We start from the raw sequence: 17214 nt of genomic DNA on the forward strand, positions 1-17214 counted from the left end.
GATAATATTAAATTGTTTCTATTATTTGTAATAAAAAATACTAACTTTGTTAAAACTAATTCATTTCTTTAGATAGAAAAAGCTGAGTAGATCGATTTGATAAGTTTTCAGAAGAGTACGATATTATGCATATTATTAGTAGACCTCCTGGATGAATCACATATTGCTCTACGACTAAAGTTAAGGCTATCCAAGCAAAGTGTACCTTCGTACACTCAAAAGCTTTTTAGCAGAAAGTCCACGGAGGTGGACTTTGTTTATTTAGCAAGCGAATTCATTCGCCCAGCATTCTCCAGACGCTGCTACTTGAAAGAATAGGAATTATATTTGTTGTTTAAAACTCAACTGGCAAATTTAAGAGGCTTTGTGGATGGTCATTTTCAGTATTTTTTTAATTATCAATATAGTTAATTTACTGCAAACAAAAAACTACTTTGAAGAAGAAAAAGAACATAAAATTTATCCCAAAAATTATAAAGTTATTAGTTACTTCCATTTATGACTATAAAGAAAGTAATCCAAGCTTTAGTAATGATAAAGAATTAGGGAGTACCATTGATGCAACTGAAGCCGATTGATCAACAAGTCGTTGTCGTCGTTGGGGCTTCCAGCGGGATTGGACGCGAAGCGGCGCTGCAATTTGCTAAACATAAAGCTAAACTTGTTGTCGCTGCACGGAGTGAGTCGGGACTGCAATCTTTAGTAGAAGAAATTCGGCAATTGGGGAGTGAGGCGATCGCAGTCGTTGCTGATGTGACAGTATTCGATCAAGTTAAAGCGATCGCAGATCGTGCTGTTGAAGCGTATGGACGACTAGATACGTGGGTGCATACTCCCGCTACTGGCGTATTTGCGAGTTTTGAAGACACAAAGCCTGATGAGTTCAAGCGTGTTATTGATATCGGCTTAACAGGACAAGCATACGGTGCAATGGCAGCACTACCGCATCTCAAGCGTGAGGGACGAGGGGCGTTAATTCATATTTCGTCAGTTTTGGGTAGGCGAAGTCTACCGCTGCAAAGTTCGTATTGTTCTGCAAAACATGGTGTTGAAGGCTTTCTAGAAGCCCTGCGCGTCGAACTACAACATGAAAAAATACCGATTAGTGTGACAAGTATATTACCCGCTTCAGTTAACACGCCCTTTTACAACAATGTGCTGACAAGATTAGGTGTCAAACCATCAGGTGCACCACCTTACTACGAACCTAGCTTAGTTGCTGACGCAATTGTTTATACTGCAACTCATCCTACTCGTGACTTTCTCGTCGGAGATGTAGCCAGAGTCACCGATCTCCTTCAGCGATTGTCACCTTCGTTAGTCGATTTTGTGCTAGCCAACGTTGGCTATCAACTCCAGCGCACGTCAGAACCAAAATCTGAAGATGCACCTAATAATCTTTACGAACCAATTCCAGCCAACGACAAAGTTGAGGGAGACTTTGGTAATTTAGCAATACCGAGTATCGGTGACTGGTTAGATAAGAATCCCTTCCTCAAGTGGGGTGCAATCATGAGTACGGCTACACTAGTATTTCTAGCTACACAGGCGTTCAAAAATGGGGGAAAAACATAAGATGGATCAAGCAACACCCCTAGAATGCAATACCAATAAAGACGGGCAGATCGAGAGTAACTATGCTCAGTTATGGCAAACTACAAAAGAGTTCAATCAACTTTGGATAGATCTATTAGCATTAGTGATAAATAATAGTAAATTTGGCGATCGCTCACTATTGCTGGAGTTAAACGATCTTTACTGGGATATTTATGAAAAGACTTTTAGTCAATGGTTACAAAGTCCCAGTTTAGGAATTACCCGTGAGTTCAATCACAAGCTATTTCAAGGAATCGATACCTGGCTTAACTTCTGTAAAGCAAGCTTTGACTATCAAATTGTCATTACTGATGTTTGGGTAAAAACCTTCGCAGAAATACAGCAATTGGATTTCAATAAACAAGATCCCAACTGGCGAAAGCTATTGCAAGTTTGGAGTCACTCATTTGACCGCATATTTGCACAGACATTTCGTTCGGAAGAAGCCCTACAAATTCAAGGGAACTTCTTGAACACAGCCATGAAATATCGGTTTTATCAGCAACAGTTGATAGAACTATTTCTCAAAATGTATGACCTGCCAGTTAAAAGTGAAATTGATGAACTTTACCGCAGCATCTACGAGTTGCGCAAGGAAGTTAAAAGCCTGAAAAAAGCTTTAACATCGCAAACAAAGGCACAACCAGCCGTACCAACTAAAGAAGAGAACATTAGAACTGCAAGTGTTTTGGGCGGAGTGTGGGGAGAATAGTTTAAAAAGGCAATAATGTTTACAGAAATAGCCGAACTTTGGCAACGTGGTGAAATTTTTAGCCGTTTGCGCGAAGAAGACAATTTAATTGGAGTGACGCCGAAGGAAGAAGTCTATCGCGAAGACAAGGTAATACTGTACCGCTTTATTCCACAAGTCAAAAATTTACTTAGCACCCCGATTCTGATTGTTTATGCCTTAGTTAACCGTCCTTATATTGTTGATTTACAAGAGAAGCGATCGCTTGTTGCTAATTTGCTCAAACTCGGTGTTGATGTTTACTTAATTGACTGGGGTTATCCAACTCGGATCGATCGTTGGCTGACACTTGACGACTATATCAATGGCTACATTAATAACTGCATAGATGTCGTATGCGATCGCCACAACCTGGAGCAAATTAATCTTTTAGGAATTTGTCAAGGAGGAACCTTTAGCCTTTGCTACAGTTCGCTTTATCCAGAGAAGGTGAAAAACCTAATTGTGATGGTTACGCCTGTTGATTTTCATACTCAAGAGGGACTACTTAATGTTTGGAGTGGCTGTACTTTAGGCGCAAAAGCTCTAGATGTAGATCTTGCGATTAATACTTTAGGTAACGTTCCTGGCGACTGGCTAAATTTCCAATTTCTGATGCTGAAACCTTTTCAATTAGGAGTTGAAAAGTATATCAAATTCTTAGAAAGTAGTGACTCTGAGGAAAAAATTATCAACTTCTTCCGCATGGAAAAGTGGATTTTTGATAGTCCCGATCTAGCTGGAGAAACCTTTCGACAATATATGAAGGACTTTTATCAAGAAAATAAACTGATTAAAGGTCAGCTAGAAATAGAAGGAAATCCAATACATTTAGAAAATATTCGCATGCCAGTTTTCAATATATACGCTGAGCAGGATCATTTAGTACCGCCTATTTCTTCATTGGCTTTGGAGAAATACATTACTATTAGCGACTACACTGTAAGCTCTTTTCCGGTTGGGCATATTGGGATGTATGTGAGTAGTAAAGTACAAAAAAACCTGCCTATAGCGATCGCTGATTGGTTGAGAATAAGAGAGGAAAATTAACGAACCTTATAAGTGATTGACTGAATTTGATAATATTTTGTATTTTTTCTCACATACTAACTTGATATGAACTTCTCTCTTTGGTTGTAACAGGCTGAATCTTACGATAGAAGTTTTATCAAGTTTTTACCATTATTTTGGTTGAGGAGGACAATATTTTCACTATTTTTTGAGGATAATATAAATAAATGGCTAAAATAAATTCAATTCATATTAGTTGAGTTCTAATAAATCAGAATCCAGGAATTTATATAGGTAGCTTTTGCTCTGGATTCTGACGTTTTTTTGATCGAGGTTAACTTCTTATATTAACACTCATTCAGATTTTTGCGTTTGTGATTTCCGTATTGTCTGAAAATATCCATTCCACAATTGCTGCTGAATTTCAATCGACATACGAGCAATTAGAGCTTGAGTTTCCAGCGAGTTTTTGATTAATTCCTCTTGAAAGTTCAATGTTTTTTCAACAGTATCAGAAAATTGTGTATTCACATTTTCCATACTCGGCATCGTGTCATTCCAGTTATTAAAAGCAGCCTTTTGAACTTCACTTAACTGTCGAAAAAACTGTTCAACATTACTTGACCAATCCATAGCGATCGCTCCTACATTTAAATGAAATATCCTAACTATCTATTAACAATAATGTTGACAAATACGCAAGCACAAACACTACATTCACAAAGATAAAACATAAATTAATACATCTCCTCTTATTCTTACTCTGCGTTACGCCAGTTGCTACAACGGAGGAAACCTCCGCAACGCACTGGCTCCTCTGCGTCTCTGTGGTTCGTTAAAAATCCCTTTCACTCAACAAAGTTATATGCAAGAAGCCTACATCATCTCCACAGCACGTACACCCCTGGGTCGATTCGGAGGAGTACTTGCAAATTGTTCTCCGGTGGAGTTAGGTACACACACAATCCAAGCAGTCTTAAAACAAGCCGGAATCTCAGGTGAATCTTTAGATTTGTACATCCTGGGTAACGTACTTCGCGCCGGACACGGACAGTCATTACCGCGTCAAGCAGCTTTAAAAGCTGGAATTCCAGAATCAGTAAACGGATACGCCGTTGACATGGTTTGCTCTTCAGCAATGATGAGCGTCATTAATGCAACCACTGCGATTAACGCCCAAGCTGCAGATCTCGTGCTTGCAGGCGGAATGGAGTCAATGTCGCAGACAGGCTTTTTAATATCACACCGCGCACGGTGGGGATACAAATCGCTGAGTTCGCCAGAGCAACTCACTGATATCCTACTCTACGACGGTCTTACCGATCCCACATCCTCAGAAACTATGGGAGAACAAGCTGAGCGCCTGGCATCAGCTTACAATATCGCGCGGGCGGAGTTAGATGAAGTCGCCTTATATTCACACCAACGAGCAGCGATCGCCACCGCACAAGGAACTTTTAAACGCGAAATTGCCCCGATTGAAGTCAAAAGTAAAACTGGAACCCTCCTTGTAGACAAAGACGAGGGAATTCGCCCAGAAAGCACATTAGAAAGCCTCAGCAGGCTCAAATCTGCATTTATCGAAGATGGAATCTTCACGGCTGGTAACAGCAGCCAACTCTCAGATGGAGCCGCAGCGCTGGTTGTAGCGAGCAAAAAAGCCGTGGAACAGCACGGACTCAAACCAATGGCACGGATTTTTGGCGGGACGTGGGTAGGTGGAGAAACTTGGCGCTTTCCAGAAGTGCCAATTGTGGCAGTGCAAAAGCTATTAGCCAAGTTAAAGATGAGAATCTACGATTTTGATCTGTTTGAAAACAACGAAGCGTTTGCCTTAAGCAACGTGTTATTTAATCGACTTCTGGGTGTTCCCTACGAGAAGCTTAATGTTCATGGAGGCGCGATCGCACTGGGACATCCGATCGGTGCTTCTGGGGCGCGAATTATTGTGACGCTACTCAATGCTTTACAGGAACGCGATGTGCAGCTAGGGTTAGCGGCGGTTTGTCATGGTACTGGTGGGGGGACAGCGATCGCAGTAGAACGATTGCAATAAAGATTGGGGAATGGGTAACGGGTAACGGGTAATGGGTAACGGGTAATAGATATTCTCAATACATTACCAATTACCAATCACCAATTACCTATTACCAGTCTTAAATTTATATTCACTTTGTAGAGAGTAACTGATGGTATCTTTGGGACTAGAGGATAAAGTTGTTTTAGTTACTGGTGGTAATCGCGGGATTGGAGCCGCTACTGTTGCGTTACTCGAACAGTTAGGTGCTAAGGTTGCTTATACGCATCGCAGCGATCGCATTAATCCACATGGTATGGCGATCGCAGCTGATGTTACTGATCCTGCAACGATGGAGCAAGTCGTCGAAAAGATTGAACAAACATTAGGTTCGATCTACGGAGTTGTGGCAAATGCAGGAATTACGCGCGACAATTTTTTCCCCAAACAAACAACTTCAGACTGGGATGCAGTCATTGACACGAATTTAAAGGGAGTCTATCACACACTCATGCCTGTGATTCCCAAAATGTACGAGCGGGGTGAAGGATCGCTTGTCTGTATCAGTTCAATTTCCGGCGAACGTGGTAATGTTGGTCAAACTAACTATGCTGCATCCAAAGCAGGTTTAATTGGTCTAACGAAAACACTAGCGTTAGAGGCGGCGCGATACGGAGTCCGAGCTAATGTGGTAGCACCAGGATTTATCGATACAGATATGCTCCAGAGTGTACCCGACAAAGTAAAGCAACGGATTTTATCTGAGGTGCCTCTACGTCGCTTTGGCAAGCCCGAAGAAGTTGCCTGGGCAGTAGCATTTCTACTTTCACCGATTGCAAGTAGCTATGTTACAGGTACAGTCTTGCGTGTTAACGGCGCTTGTCATACTTGAAATCAGGACAGAAGGGGCAGGCATACTTTTGGTTGTTGGTAATGGGTAATGGGTAACAGGTAATTTTTAATAAGTAATCTTTCCAATTACCAATTACCAGTTACCTACTTTCATCTACTTAACTTCAACTAAAAACTGATTCACTGCGTTACTAAACAGATCAGGACGTTCGACATGGGGTAAGTGACCGCAATCGGGTATCAAAGCAAGTTGTCCTCGCTGTAATCGGCTGACGGCGGTTTCTGCTTGATATTTGGGGAAAACCGAGTCATTCGTACCCCAGACAACAAGCGTTGGGATCGTCAACTGATTTAGTGTATCAAGTAATACCTCACGCTGTCCTATGAAATTTAACTGCGCTCGTAACGCGGATAAGCTAGCCTCCAGAAAGCCAGGGAGTAGTGACATTCGCTCTTGTTCGGCGATCCATATTGCTGGGACTTTTCCAGGATGTGTAAACAGTAATGTTGCTCGCAACCACGATCGCGGCTTTGCGCCCAAAGGAGTTTTACATCCCGCGATCATAATCTCCCCATATCCAGGTAAGGTCAACTGCGATAGCAGTGGAGTGACAGCATAACCCAATCCTGAACTGTCTACTAGCACGAGTGACGCAACGCGATCGCTATTCGATAATGCAAACCGCAAAGCAACAATACCACCTAACGAGTTTCCAGCCAATACCGCTTTTTCTATGTTCAGTGCATTGAGAAAGTCACTGACAAACTGCGTCAAAAAGTCTAGTGAATAGTTGAGATTAGGTTTGCTACTGTCGCCAAAACCAGGAAAATCTGGCGCATAGACGCGATACTGATTTGCTAGTCTAGGCAATACCCAAGACCAATCAATAGCACTGGCAGCATTTCCATGTAAGAGCACTAATGGTAAACCATCTTCGCCTGCTGTAAAGTAACGAATTGTGAAACCATTTAAATTAATTTGCTGTTCTTTAACTACAGTGTTCACGCTTTGCTCCAATGCTAATTTTTAATGAGTTCAAAAATAAATTACATTAATTAATACGTCTATGTTAATTAAGCTAACTAGGTTTCTTAGCTTTGGATGAATTGTTTTTTTGTAGTGCCAATAACAATCATCAGTAATATTCTGCAAAAACTGAGTAAGACTTAAAATATTTTATAGAATTCAATCCTTCTTAAGCTATATTACTATTTTTTGTTAAGTAATTCTGTGCTATATTTAAATTCTTTTAAAACTAAAAGTATATTTTATTACCGATAGTTGTTTTTTTACATCCAACTCCTTTCAATCATATTATAATTTTATCTATTCGCCAGCTTACTAACAATAAAAAGCCTGAAGCGTTGACAAATACATAAGCCTTGGCAGAGCTACATTTCTGTAGGCTTTGTATCTTAACCACTTTCAGGCAAGTAGGTACACATTGATCAGGAATTCACTAATACATAAAATAACCGGTATTACTAGCCTAAAACCATAACTAAAGAAGTAGATGTCTATTAAATATTTGTGTTGGTAAAGATACAAAATGCTGTTATTAAGTCACTGTAGGTTAGTTTATTAAAATAACTTTTAAACCTTTGGTTGAAGTTATCATATTTTACTAAATTTTTAATAAATAAAAATATTATAACTGTGCTGCTTTGTTCAAGTCATAGTGAATAAGTCTTTTAACAAAATGTGAAAAGTTTCTAAGTTGGTCAATATACAGCAAAGTAGGTGGACATAATTAAATATCACACTTGTTAAGGTCGGTAATGGGTAATGGGTAATGGGTAATAGGGAACTTAAAAAGCTTTTATCACTTGGCAATTAGCATTTAGCCACACAAACGAATTGCTACCAATGACCAATGACCAGTTACCAACCTTTTAATTACGTTTATTTTCACCCACTTACTAAACTCATTTAACTTGTCATGGATATTAAATCCAGGCTATTAATTTTGCAATAAAAATCCTCGCCTTTCGACGAGGAAATATGACTTATTTAAAACTGAAATTTAGCTAACTTAATTTGATTAGCCAAATTTACCAGCAGTTGAGGCTATCAGGAACGCAGCATATGTGAGGACGTAGCCAACCGTGAAGTGAGCTAAACCAGTCAACCAACCTTGAACGATAGATAGAGAGACTGGCTTATCCTTCCAGCGAACTAGGTTTGCTAGTGGTGTGCGTTCGTGCGCCCAAACGAGAGTTTCGATTAACTCTTGCCAGTATCCTCTCCACGAAATCAAGAACATGAAGCCGGTTGCCCAAACGAGGTGTCCAAATAAGAACATCCAAGCCCAGACCGACAGATTATTCATGCCGTAGGGATTGTAACCGTTAATTAACTGCGCCGAGTAGAGCCACAAGTAATCGCGCAACCAGCCCATTAAATAAGTTGAAGACTCGTTGAACTGGGCGACATTACCTTGCCAAATACCGAGATGCTTCCAGTGCCAGTAGAAGGTAGTCCAACCCAGCAGGTTAAGCATCCAGAAAGTAGCCAGGAAGAAAGACTGCTCCCAAGCGGAAGTTTGGCAAGTACCACCACGACCAGGACCATCGCAGGGGAAGGTAAAGCCAAAGTCCTTTTTATCGGGAAACAGCTTGCTACCACGGGCATCTAATGCGCCCTTGACACAAATTAAAACAGTCGTGTGCAGACCAAGCGCGATCGCATGGTGTACTAAGAAATCGCCAGGACCAATCGTCAAGAATAGCGAGTTAGTACCATTATTAATTGCATCTAACCACCCTGGTAGCCATGCAGCACCCGCAGTAGACGCAATACTATCTGGATTCGACAATAGAGTGTCAAAGCCATACAGTACCTTACCGTGCGAAGCTTGAATGAACTGAGCAAATACTGGCTCAATTAGAATTTGCTTTTCTGGTGTACCGAAGGCAACAACAACGTCGTTGTGTACATAAAGTCCTAGAGTGTGGAAACCCAAGAATAGCGATACCCAACTGAGGTGCGAAATAATCGCTTCTTTGTGCTGCAACACGCGGTCGAGTACGTTACCTTTATTTTGCTCCTCGTCGTAGTCGCGTATCCAGAAAATCGCGGCGTGAGCAAACGCACCGATCATGAAGAACCCAGCAATATACTGATGGTGAGTATACAACGCGGCTTGTGTGGTAAAGTCCTGCCCAATGAACGCATAGGGAGGCATGGCATACATATGCTGCGCCACCAGCGAAAGTGCAGTACCGAGTGCTGCTAGGTGGATCGATAACTGAAAGTGCAGTGAGTTGTTATAGGTGTCGTACAGTCCTTGGTGGGGTAGGTTGAATTGACCTTCAGTTTTAACACCAAAGAAGTTTTTGGCATTGAGCATCTCTTTGATGCTGTGACCAATTCCGAAATTTGTCCGGTACATATGACCGGCGATGATGAAGATAACAGCGATCGCCAAATGGTGATGCGCCATATCTGTCAGCCACAACGACTGTGTTTGTGGATGAAAACCACCCAAAAACGTCAGAATCCCTGTTCCTGCACCTTGCGATGTACCGAATACATGGTTTGCCGTGTCAGGGTTGGCGGCGTAAACACCCCAGTTTCCAGTAAAGAATGGTCTCAATCCTTCTGGGTGCGGCAGTGTTGTTAAGAAGTTATCCCAGCCAACGTGCTGTCCGCGCGATTCGGGAATCGCAACGTGAACCAAGTGACCAGTCCATGCAAGGGCACTGACGCCAAATAAACCTGCTAAGTGGTGGTTTAGTCGAGGCTCCGCGCTCTTAAACCAAGTCAAACTAGGGCTATACTTTGGCTGGAGATGCAACCAACCAGCAAACAAGAATAATGCTGCTAGCAGTAACAGAAATATTGCACCGCTATACAGGTCGTTATTTGTCCGCATCCCGATCGTGTACCACCAGTGATAGACACCCGAGTAAGCAATATTGACTGGGTAGCTAGCACCTCCTTGGGTAAACGCATCAACTGCGGCTTTACCAAAATGAGGGTCCCAGATTGCATGAGCAATAGGACGGACATTTAATGGATCTTTAATCCATCGTTCAAAGTTACCTTGCCAAGCGACGTGGAACAGCAAGCTTGATGTCCACAGAAAAATGATTGCCACATGACCGAAGTGAGTTGCGAAGATCCTTTGATAGAGCTTCTCTTCGGTCATCCCATCATGGCTTTCAAAGTCATTGCCCATGGCAATCCCGTACCACAGGCGACGTGTTGTCGGGTCCTGCGCGAGATCTTGGCTAAACTTAGGAAATTTTGTTGCCATATGCTTTACTAAAATCCTCCATTCAGGAAATTGTTGTTACTCGTTAACAGCCAACGAGCAACACGTAGCAATAAATAAGTCCCCTTTCTGGCTTCAATTGGAGGTCAATTTGTTTGATAAAGGCAATACCTCTATCCTCTTATTTAAGTCATTCTATAAAGCAATTTACTACTAAATAACTTTCTTAAAGAAATGAAATATTCAAGAATATAAACTAAATTTGTGATCATTTTTACGTTGACTTGTAATTAAAATTAGCCAAACAAATATAGCTGTAAAACTAAGTTTTTTGGTGTAGATTAATTACCTCAATGCTTCTTCGTAATTTGAGGAATCAGTAGACTTCTTGCAAAAGTACTTAAACTGTCATGTTGAGCCAAGCGTAACATCTCGCGAGATTCTGTGCTACATTACACTCCGCTCAGAATGACATTCATAAACTTCGACTTATGCAAAAGTTCTAGTCTAGAAAAACAGGATTTACAGCTATTTTTTGAGGATTGTAATAATTGAGTTAGTGTTTTTACTGCCTAGTCTCAGAAACCTAATGTAGCTAAATACAGAAATAATCAAAAAACATTCTAACTAGAATAAAATGTATTTATACTTAATCGTTACTGATGTTTTGCTAAAACATCAGTAATTGGAAGGCTAACAATTGCTACTAAGTTATTTTTCTAACTAAAGGTAGAGATTACTTTTAAAATATCTTGTGATCAAAAATACATCATTAAAAATAATTTAAAATAAAATCCGGTTAATGACTTACATTTAAATAATGAGTAAGTAGCCCCTCCTCACTCCTCACTCCTCACTCCTCACTCCTCACTCCTCACTAGCCACTCAATCATGCCTAGTTCTTCAACCGGAGTTGATATAACCATTAGTTCAACCACGACTGTAGTTATCAAGCTGCAAAGCAGCTGCAATTCTTAATAAGAGTTGCTCAAAATCAATGGGTTTACGGATAAAATCATTGGCTCCTGCATAAAATCCGTCTCTTGCATCAATTTGCTCGTGGGCTGTAACCAACAGAATGGGAATAAAGGGTAAAGTGTGATTCTGTCGAATTTGTCGAGTGACTTCATAGCCATTCATATCTGGTAGCATTACATCTAGCAACACTAAGTCGGGTGGCTTAGTGCATACTTGGTTGAGGGCTTGGCTGCCATTGGTTGCAGTTTCTACCTCAAATCCTTCTGTTTCTAAAAAAGTTTGTAGTAAAAACAGATTATCTACTAAATCGTCTACAACCAAGATCCGGTAGTTGCGAGAAGATTGCACAAACACGAAACCTTCTAAAAGGGCTATCTATTTTGATTTTGCTTTATATCTATCCTCCCCAAAGATCTATTCACTCCTGCTTTTGAGAGAGATCGGCATCATCCCTTGGGGGTAGAGCAATAATCCGATCGCTTTTAGTCAGCGCTGTCCGATTAAACGCGCGATCGCACTCACCAATTCACTCGGATTAATTGGTTTAGAGATATGTAGTTGAAAACCTGCAATTTCAGCAGCTTGCCGATCTTCTTCTTTAGCATACGCAGTTAAGGCGATCGCCGGAATTTGTCTACCCTGGCTTGAGGCTAAAACTTTAATTCGGCGAATGAGTGAATAGCCATCTTCGTTGGGCATACCAATATCACTGATAACCAGATCTGGATAAAAGTCTTGCAGGCTCTCTATTGCAGCAGCAGCAGATGCAACGGCGATCGCTTCTGCACCGTATTGCTCAAGTATGAAGGTTACAAGTTCACGGGAATCTGATTCATCATCAACAACAAGAATTCGCACGCCATCAAGCGCGATCGCATCGTTATTTGGCTCACTTGCTGTAACTTCAGACTGTAGCGGTAACAGTGGTAATCTCAGCGTGAATGTAGCGCCTTGTCCTTCTCCTGGGCTGTCTGCAGTAATCGTACCGCCATGCATTTCAACAAGATGACGCACGATCGCAAGTCCTAACCCCAGCCCGCCTTGGGTGCGCGTAATTGAGCTATCAGCTTGACGAAAGTAATCAAAAACATGAGGTAGAAAATCAGCACCAATTCCTTTACCTGTGTCGCTGACTTGAATTTGGGCAAAACTTTGAGAGTTTTGAGTTGTAGAATTCCTTAATTGATCTTTCAAACCTGAGAACTCATAACGCTCTAACTTTACCTCTACCCGTCCACCAGTAGGCGTAAATTTAATCGCATTAGAAAGTAAGTTCCAGACAATTTGCTGTAAGCGGGTTGCATCTCCTGAAACTCGCCCTACTGTCGGATCGAGCAGTAGTTCAGTTTGAATTGACTTGGCATTTGCTGCTAAACGCATTGTTTCCATAGCAGCTTCGATGACTGCAACCAAGTCAACTGAAGTAACATTCAAACTCAGTTTGCCTCGGAGGATACGCGAAACATCAAGCAAATCTTCAATGAGTTGAGTTTGTAGTTCGGCATTGCGTTCGATCGTTTCTAGCGCTCGTGCAGTGATTGCTTCATTAAATTTACGAGTGCGCAAAAGTTTTGCCCAGCCTAGAATCGAGTTCAGCGGCGATCGCAATTCGTGCGAAAGAACTGCCAAAAACTCGTCTTTGATGCGGTTAGCTTGCGTCAACTGTTCGGTTTGTTGTTGCAATGAATCGAGTAATTCAGCCCGTTGGATCGCGACTGCGACTTGATCTGAGGCGGCTTGCATTAAGTCTATTTCATCGGGTGTGAAGCTGGTACGAGTCTTACTGGCAAAGCACAGCGTACCCAAGAGGCGTCCTTGGACAATTAAAGGTTGACCTGAATAAGCTGTAATTCCTAGTGCGCGGATCGCTTGCGTATTCGGAAGATGTGACTCTTGCACATCGTTGACGAGGAGTTGACGGCGTTCTTGCGCTACTATACCGCACATTCCTTGCCCAAGTTCGAGCCATTGAACTTCTTGCGCGACTTCTTCTGAAATGCCACTGTGAGATGCTAAGTGTAATATCGGTTGATTGTCGCGTTCCTCAACCAAGAAGTTGAAATAAAAATGTAAGTCTAGCTGCGCAGCGAGTTTCTCAAACAACTGATTGAGCAAAGTTAGCGGTTGTTGTGTTGAAAGCAGCGTGTTCGCAGTTTCAAAGAGCAATTTGAGTCGTTCGCTACGATCGCGCAGGGCTTTTTCTGCTTGTTTATATTCGGTGACATCGCGGCTAATGACGAGTAGCGACTGCACTGAACCATCTTGAGCAAACTCAGGCGCAATGCGTGATTGATACGAGCGAATCCCATCGGAGGAGGGAAAATCAAATTCCAGAAAACTGCATTGTCGTGTTGTCAGAACTTCGCGCAAACTATTTTCCCAAATTGCTGTTAGTTCAAAGGTAAATGTTCCCAGTTCCGCATTGGTTTTACCTAAAAAGTTGGAGCGGGGCATTCCGGTTACTTGTTCAACCGCAGGATTAATGTAGAGGTGACGCAGTTCGGTATCGAATCGGGAAATAATATCAGGGGAGTTTTCCGCTAAGGCGCGAAATTCTTGTTCGCGGCGGTGCAGTTCGGCTGCTACGTGCTTGCGCTGTGTAATATCTTCAGCAATTCCGTTGACGTACAATATTGCTCCGGCGTCATTTTTCACTGGATATCCGCGATCGCGCACCCAACGAACCGTACTATCAGGACGCACAATGCGATATTCTTCGTCGTATTTTCCCTGTAAGATATTTGTAAAAAATGCTTGGCGTACTCGTTCGCGATCTTCTGGGTGAATAGCGTCGATCCACTCTTGCCAATTTGCCTTTAAACTCTCACAACTTCGCCCCCAGATTCGTTCATACGCAGGGCAGACGTACAGCGATTGCGCTTGCTGCGGATCGGACATCCAAAAAACATCTTCAATGCTTTCTGCTAGCTGGCGAAAGCGGGTTTCACTTGCTTGCAACGCGGTTAATGCTTGTTTGCGTTCGGTAATATCGCGGAGTAACCAGCGCAGCGCCACCAGTTGTCCGGTGCGATCGCGTACTGCACCAACGGTTAAAATAACATCAATTACACGACGGTTCCGCTGTCGAACGATACATATTTCCCACTCGCGCACCCAGTCTCCCGAACGTGGCTCAGTGATTTTAGCTGCTAAGTCGTGGCGATCTGTCTCAGCAACAAAATCTAAAAATGACAATCCGATTAAGAAATGCGGTTGAACTTCTAACAGGTTTGCAGCTGCGCAGTTGGCTTCTTGGATCGTTGCTGCTGTATCTGTGACTAAGTAACCGTCTGGCGCAAACTCAAATAATTCTTGATAGCGTTGACGTTCTGCTGCCATTGTTTGACGTGCAGCAACTAAATCCTGATTTTGTTGCGCTAGTTCTTCATTTTGCGCTCTTAATTCCTCTTCAACGACTGCGAGTTCCTCCAAAGCTTCTTGACATTCCATTTCGCGCTGCTTGACTTCGTTAATGTCTTCCATCAACCCATCAATTACCCTCACACCGTTAATGATGTGGAAGGTTTTACTGATTCTTACCCAGGTTCTACTGCCATCAACTCGACGCAGTTGAAATTCGCGATCGCGAATTTGTCCGTCTTGCTGCAATTGACTGAGGAGTTTCGTATAATCTTCGGGCTGGAAATACAACTCAAGAAGCTTCTGTGTCGCCGGAATTTCTGTCAGCGAATTGAGTCCTAACAATCTCAAAAATGCTGGATTGCCTTCTAGTAAAGCACCATCTTCACTCAGGCGATAAACTCCAACATTCAAAGTGTTGAGCAGCGTTTCCAGGCGATCTGGTTCGGCGATACGTGTTTTTTGTGCCAGTGCCACGCGGACAGATGCAGACAGACGACTGTAATTTTGTGGTGACTTAATTATGTAATCGTCGAACCCTGCTTTCATTACCTCGACGGCGATTTCCTCGTTACCGCAATCTGTAAACACGATCGCTCGGCAATCAGGATAACGATTCTTAATTGTGCTTAAAACTCTTAGTCCATCACTCCAGTGTAGTTGATAGTCACAAACGGCGATCTTCAGTTGCCCTGCTGACAATGCTTGTTCAAAATCTGTAGCGCAAGTAATTTGCACTATATCAATGTTAGAAAATTTGCCTTCGAGTTCTGAGATCATACGAAGGCGATCGCGCGGACAATCATCAATTAAAAGAATGCGTGACATTAAGCTACAAGGCAGTTGTACGTTAATGTGAAATCAAACCTGTTCCGAAACACTCCTAAATGGCTGTTTTCATAGATTTTCTTTGGTAATTATCAGTATCGAAGGATAACGAGTGCGATCGCCATATCCTTCTTGCTGCAGCAGATACACCAAGATGTATTACTATCATTCACAGTTTGCCATAAATTTGCAATACCACGGAAGGCATTAAAAGCTTGAAAGTTAAATGTTTAAAGCTCTATTTATACTTAATTTGTTATTTTAATCACAAACGAACTTAAAGAACAACTATTCCTTGAGTTAGGGCAAACCAAGACGTAAGGATGAAGTTGTCATTGAATAGAAGGTGTTCCCTGCCAAATAGGTAATATTAAGTGGAAATATCTTTAGACTTTACCAATTACCCATTACCAATCACCAATTACCTACTTCAACAAAATGATGTGATGTTCGTTATCAATCGAAATCATTCCTTGCTCTTTAAGTTTGTTGAGTTGGCGAGTTGTTGTCACTCGTGTCGCACAACACGCACTCGCAAGTTCTTCATGTGTAAAACGCACACTTAAACGAGTTCCTTGCGTTACAGGCTGACCGATTTCTTGTTTGAGAAATTGTAATAGATAGTGCAAGCGGTGCTTGACTCGTCGCTGACCTGAAATGTGTAAAAGTAACTCAGTTTGAAGGAGGCGAGAAGTCAGTTTGGGGACTAGTTTTTGAACTCTAAAAGGGCAATCAAGCCACTGAGTTAAGGGAAAGCGAACTAACTCAACGTTATTTGTCAGCGCGGTTGCTTGATAAATATCTAGTGAAGTGATACTTGCGCCAAAAGGCATTGAGGAACTTGCTAATCCCACAAGAACTTCTTCTCCTGTATCGCTCATCGTACTTAGCTTAACAACACCTTGGCAAACTTGATAAATTTCTTGATTATTAATCGGAATTAGTTCCCCTTTATAGTAGCGATCCTTATAGCTATTGCTCAGAATCTCGTCATCAATACTTGAACCGGATATTGATTGTCGCTGTACATTCTCGCGTAACAGCCAACGCAAACCAACTATTTGCTCGCGTTCATCACAAATTGTAATATAATTTATATCTACATTATTCAATCGCTTGCCATTAGGTAGCCAAAAGTTAACTTTGAACGGCGGAGTGAATTTAATTTTTTGATATTTTCTTGCTAAATTATAGTTAAAATGCTGACAGCTTTCTTCTGTAAGTAAATCTGTTAGATTCTTCCCAACTAAGTCTTCTGAAGCAAGTTCAAATAGTAATGTTGCTGCACGATTAACCTCTTGAATTTTGCCTTTATCATCTGTCACAATATAGCTTTCAAAAGCAAACTCGAATAAATCACAATAGCGCTGACGTTCCGCAGCTATGATTGCTTGTGCAGCCATCAATTGTTGTTGCTGTTTATGCAGTTCTTTGGCAGCTATTTGAAGTTCTTGTGCAGCTATACCTAGTTCTTTAAATGCTGATGGTAGTAGCTCTAAACGAGGCACAAAAGAATCGTTGGCATCTTTAGATAATACCTCCAACCGAGAAGACATATTGTTTACTCGTTGAACGAATCTGTCAATATCCATATGAAAAGTAACCAGTTTGGGAAAAATATTTCT

At 41.7% G+C, this 17214-nt stretch carries 11 protein-coding genes; 5 read left to right on the forward strand and 6 right to left on the reverse strand.

The annotated features are described in order from the left end of the window. Positions 1 to 558 precede the first annotated feature (558 nt). Genes CSQ79_RS16380 through phaC form a run of 3 tightly spaced genes read left to right on the forward strand, consistent with a single transcriptional unit; the run spans position 559 to position 3376 of the window. Entirely contained in the window at positions 559 to 1575 is a 1017-nt protein-coding gene (locus CSQ79_RS16380; protein WP_099702241.1) for an SDR family oxidoreductase, read from the forward strand. Between the two features lies 1 nt (position 1576). Continuing rightward, a complete protein-coding gene (locus CSQ79_RS16385; protein WP_289501219.1) occupies positions 1577 to 2308 on the forward strand; it encodes a poly(R)-hydroxyalkanoic acid synthase subunit PhaE in 732 nt (243 codons plus the stop codon). Between the two features lie 15 nt (positions 2309 to 2323). Further along, positions 2324 to 3376: a class III poly(R)-hydroxyalkanoic acid synthase subunit PhaC gene (gene phaC, locus CSQ79_RS16390; RefSeq protein ID WP_099702243.1), complete on the forward strand. Its 1053-nt coding sequence runs from the start codon at positions 2324 to 2326 to the stop codon at positions 3374 to 3376. A 315-nt stretch (positions 3377 to 3691) separates the two neighbouring features. Here the strand turns inward: phaC and CSQ79_RS16395 are convergent, their stop codons facing one another. Continuing rightward, the gene (locus CSQ79_RS16395) at positions 3692 to 3970 is read right to left on the reverse strand and encodes a hypothetical protein (RefSeq protein ID WP_099702244.1); all 279 of its coding nucleotides are present in this window, start codon (positions 3968 to 3970) and stop codon (positions 3692 to 3694) included. 232 nt (positions 3971 to 4202) lie between these two features. On the opposite strand from CSQ79_RS16395, the gene CSQ79_RS16400 reads away from it, so the two are divergent. Both CSQ79_RS16400 and CSQ79_RS16405 read left to right on the forward strand, forming a co-directional pair. After that, positions 4203 to 5393 carry a thiolase family protein gene (locus CSQ79_RS16400; RefSeq protein ID WP_099702245.1) on the forward strand — a complete coding sequence of 397 codons (1191 nt, stop codon included), beginning with the start codon at positions 4203 to 4205 and terminating at the stop codon, positions 5391 to 5393. Between the two features lie 133 nt (positions 5394 to 5526). After that, on the forward strand, positions 5527 to 6246 hold the full coding sequence (locus CSQ79_RS16405) for an SDR family oxidoreductase (RefSeq protein WP_099702246.1): 720 nt from the start codon (positions 5527 to 5529) through the stop codon (positions 6244 to 6246). A gap of 114 nt (positions 6247 to 6360) precedes the next feature. Here CSQ79_RS16405 and CSQ79_RS16410 read toward each other — a convergent pair whose 3' ends face one another. From CSQ79_RS16410 to CSQ79_RS16430, 5 genes are all read right to left on the reverse strand, one after another. Next, positions 6361 to 7212 (reverse strand): alpha/beta fold hydrolase, encoded by an 852-nt coding sequence (locus CSQ79_RS16410; RefSeq protein ID WP_099702247.1) that lies wholly within the window; start codon positions 7210 to 7212, stop codon positions 6361 to 6363. 1036 nt (positions 7213 to 8248) lie between these two features. Then, positions 8249 to 10465 carry a photosystem I core protein PsaB gene (gene psaB, locus CSQ79_RS16415; protein WP_099702248.1) on the reverse strand — a complete coding sequence of 739 codons (2217 nt, stop codon included), beginning with the start codon at positions 10463 to 10465 and terminating at the stop codon, positions 8249 to 8251. 888 nt (positions 10466 to 11353) lie between these two features. Continuing rightward, positions 11354 to 11749 (reverse strand): response regulator, encoded by a 396-nt coding sequence (locus CSQ79_RS16420; RefSeq protein ID WP_099702429.1) that lies wholly within the window; start codon positions 11747 to 11749, stop codon positions 11354 to 11356. Between the two features lie 138 nt (positions 11750 to 11887). Then, positions 11888 to 15589 carry a PAS domain S-box protein gene (locus tag CSQ79_RS16425; protein ID WP_099702249.1) on the reverse strand — a complete coding sequence of 1234 codons (3702 nt, stop codon included), beginning with the start codon at positions 15587 to 15589 and terminating at the stop codon, positions 11888 to 11890. A 425-nt stretch (positions 15590 to 16014) separates the two neighbouring features. Next, positions 16015 to 17145 carry a helix-turn-helix domain-containing protein gene (locus CSQ79_RS16430; RefSeq protein WP_289501220.1) on the reverse strand — a complete coding sequence of 377 codons (1131 nt, stop codon included), beginning with the start codon at positions 17143 to 17145 and terminating at the stop codon, positions 16015 to 16017. Between the last annotated feature and the right edge of the window lie 69 nt (positions 17146 to 17214).

The sequence above is a fragment of the Gloeocapsopsis sp. IPPAS B-1203 genome, from assembly GCF_002749975.1.
Taxonomy (GTDB): Bacteria; Cyanobacteriota; Cyanobacteriia; order Cyanobacteriales; family Chroococcidiopsidaceae; genus Gloeocapsopsis.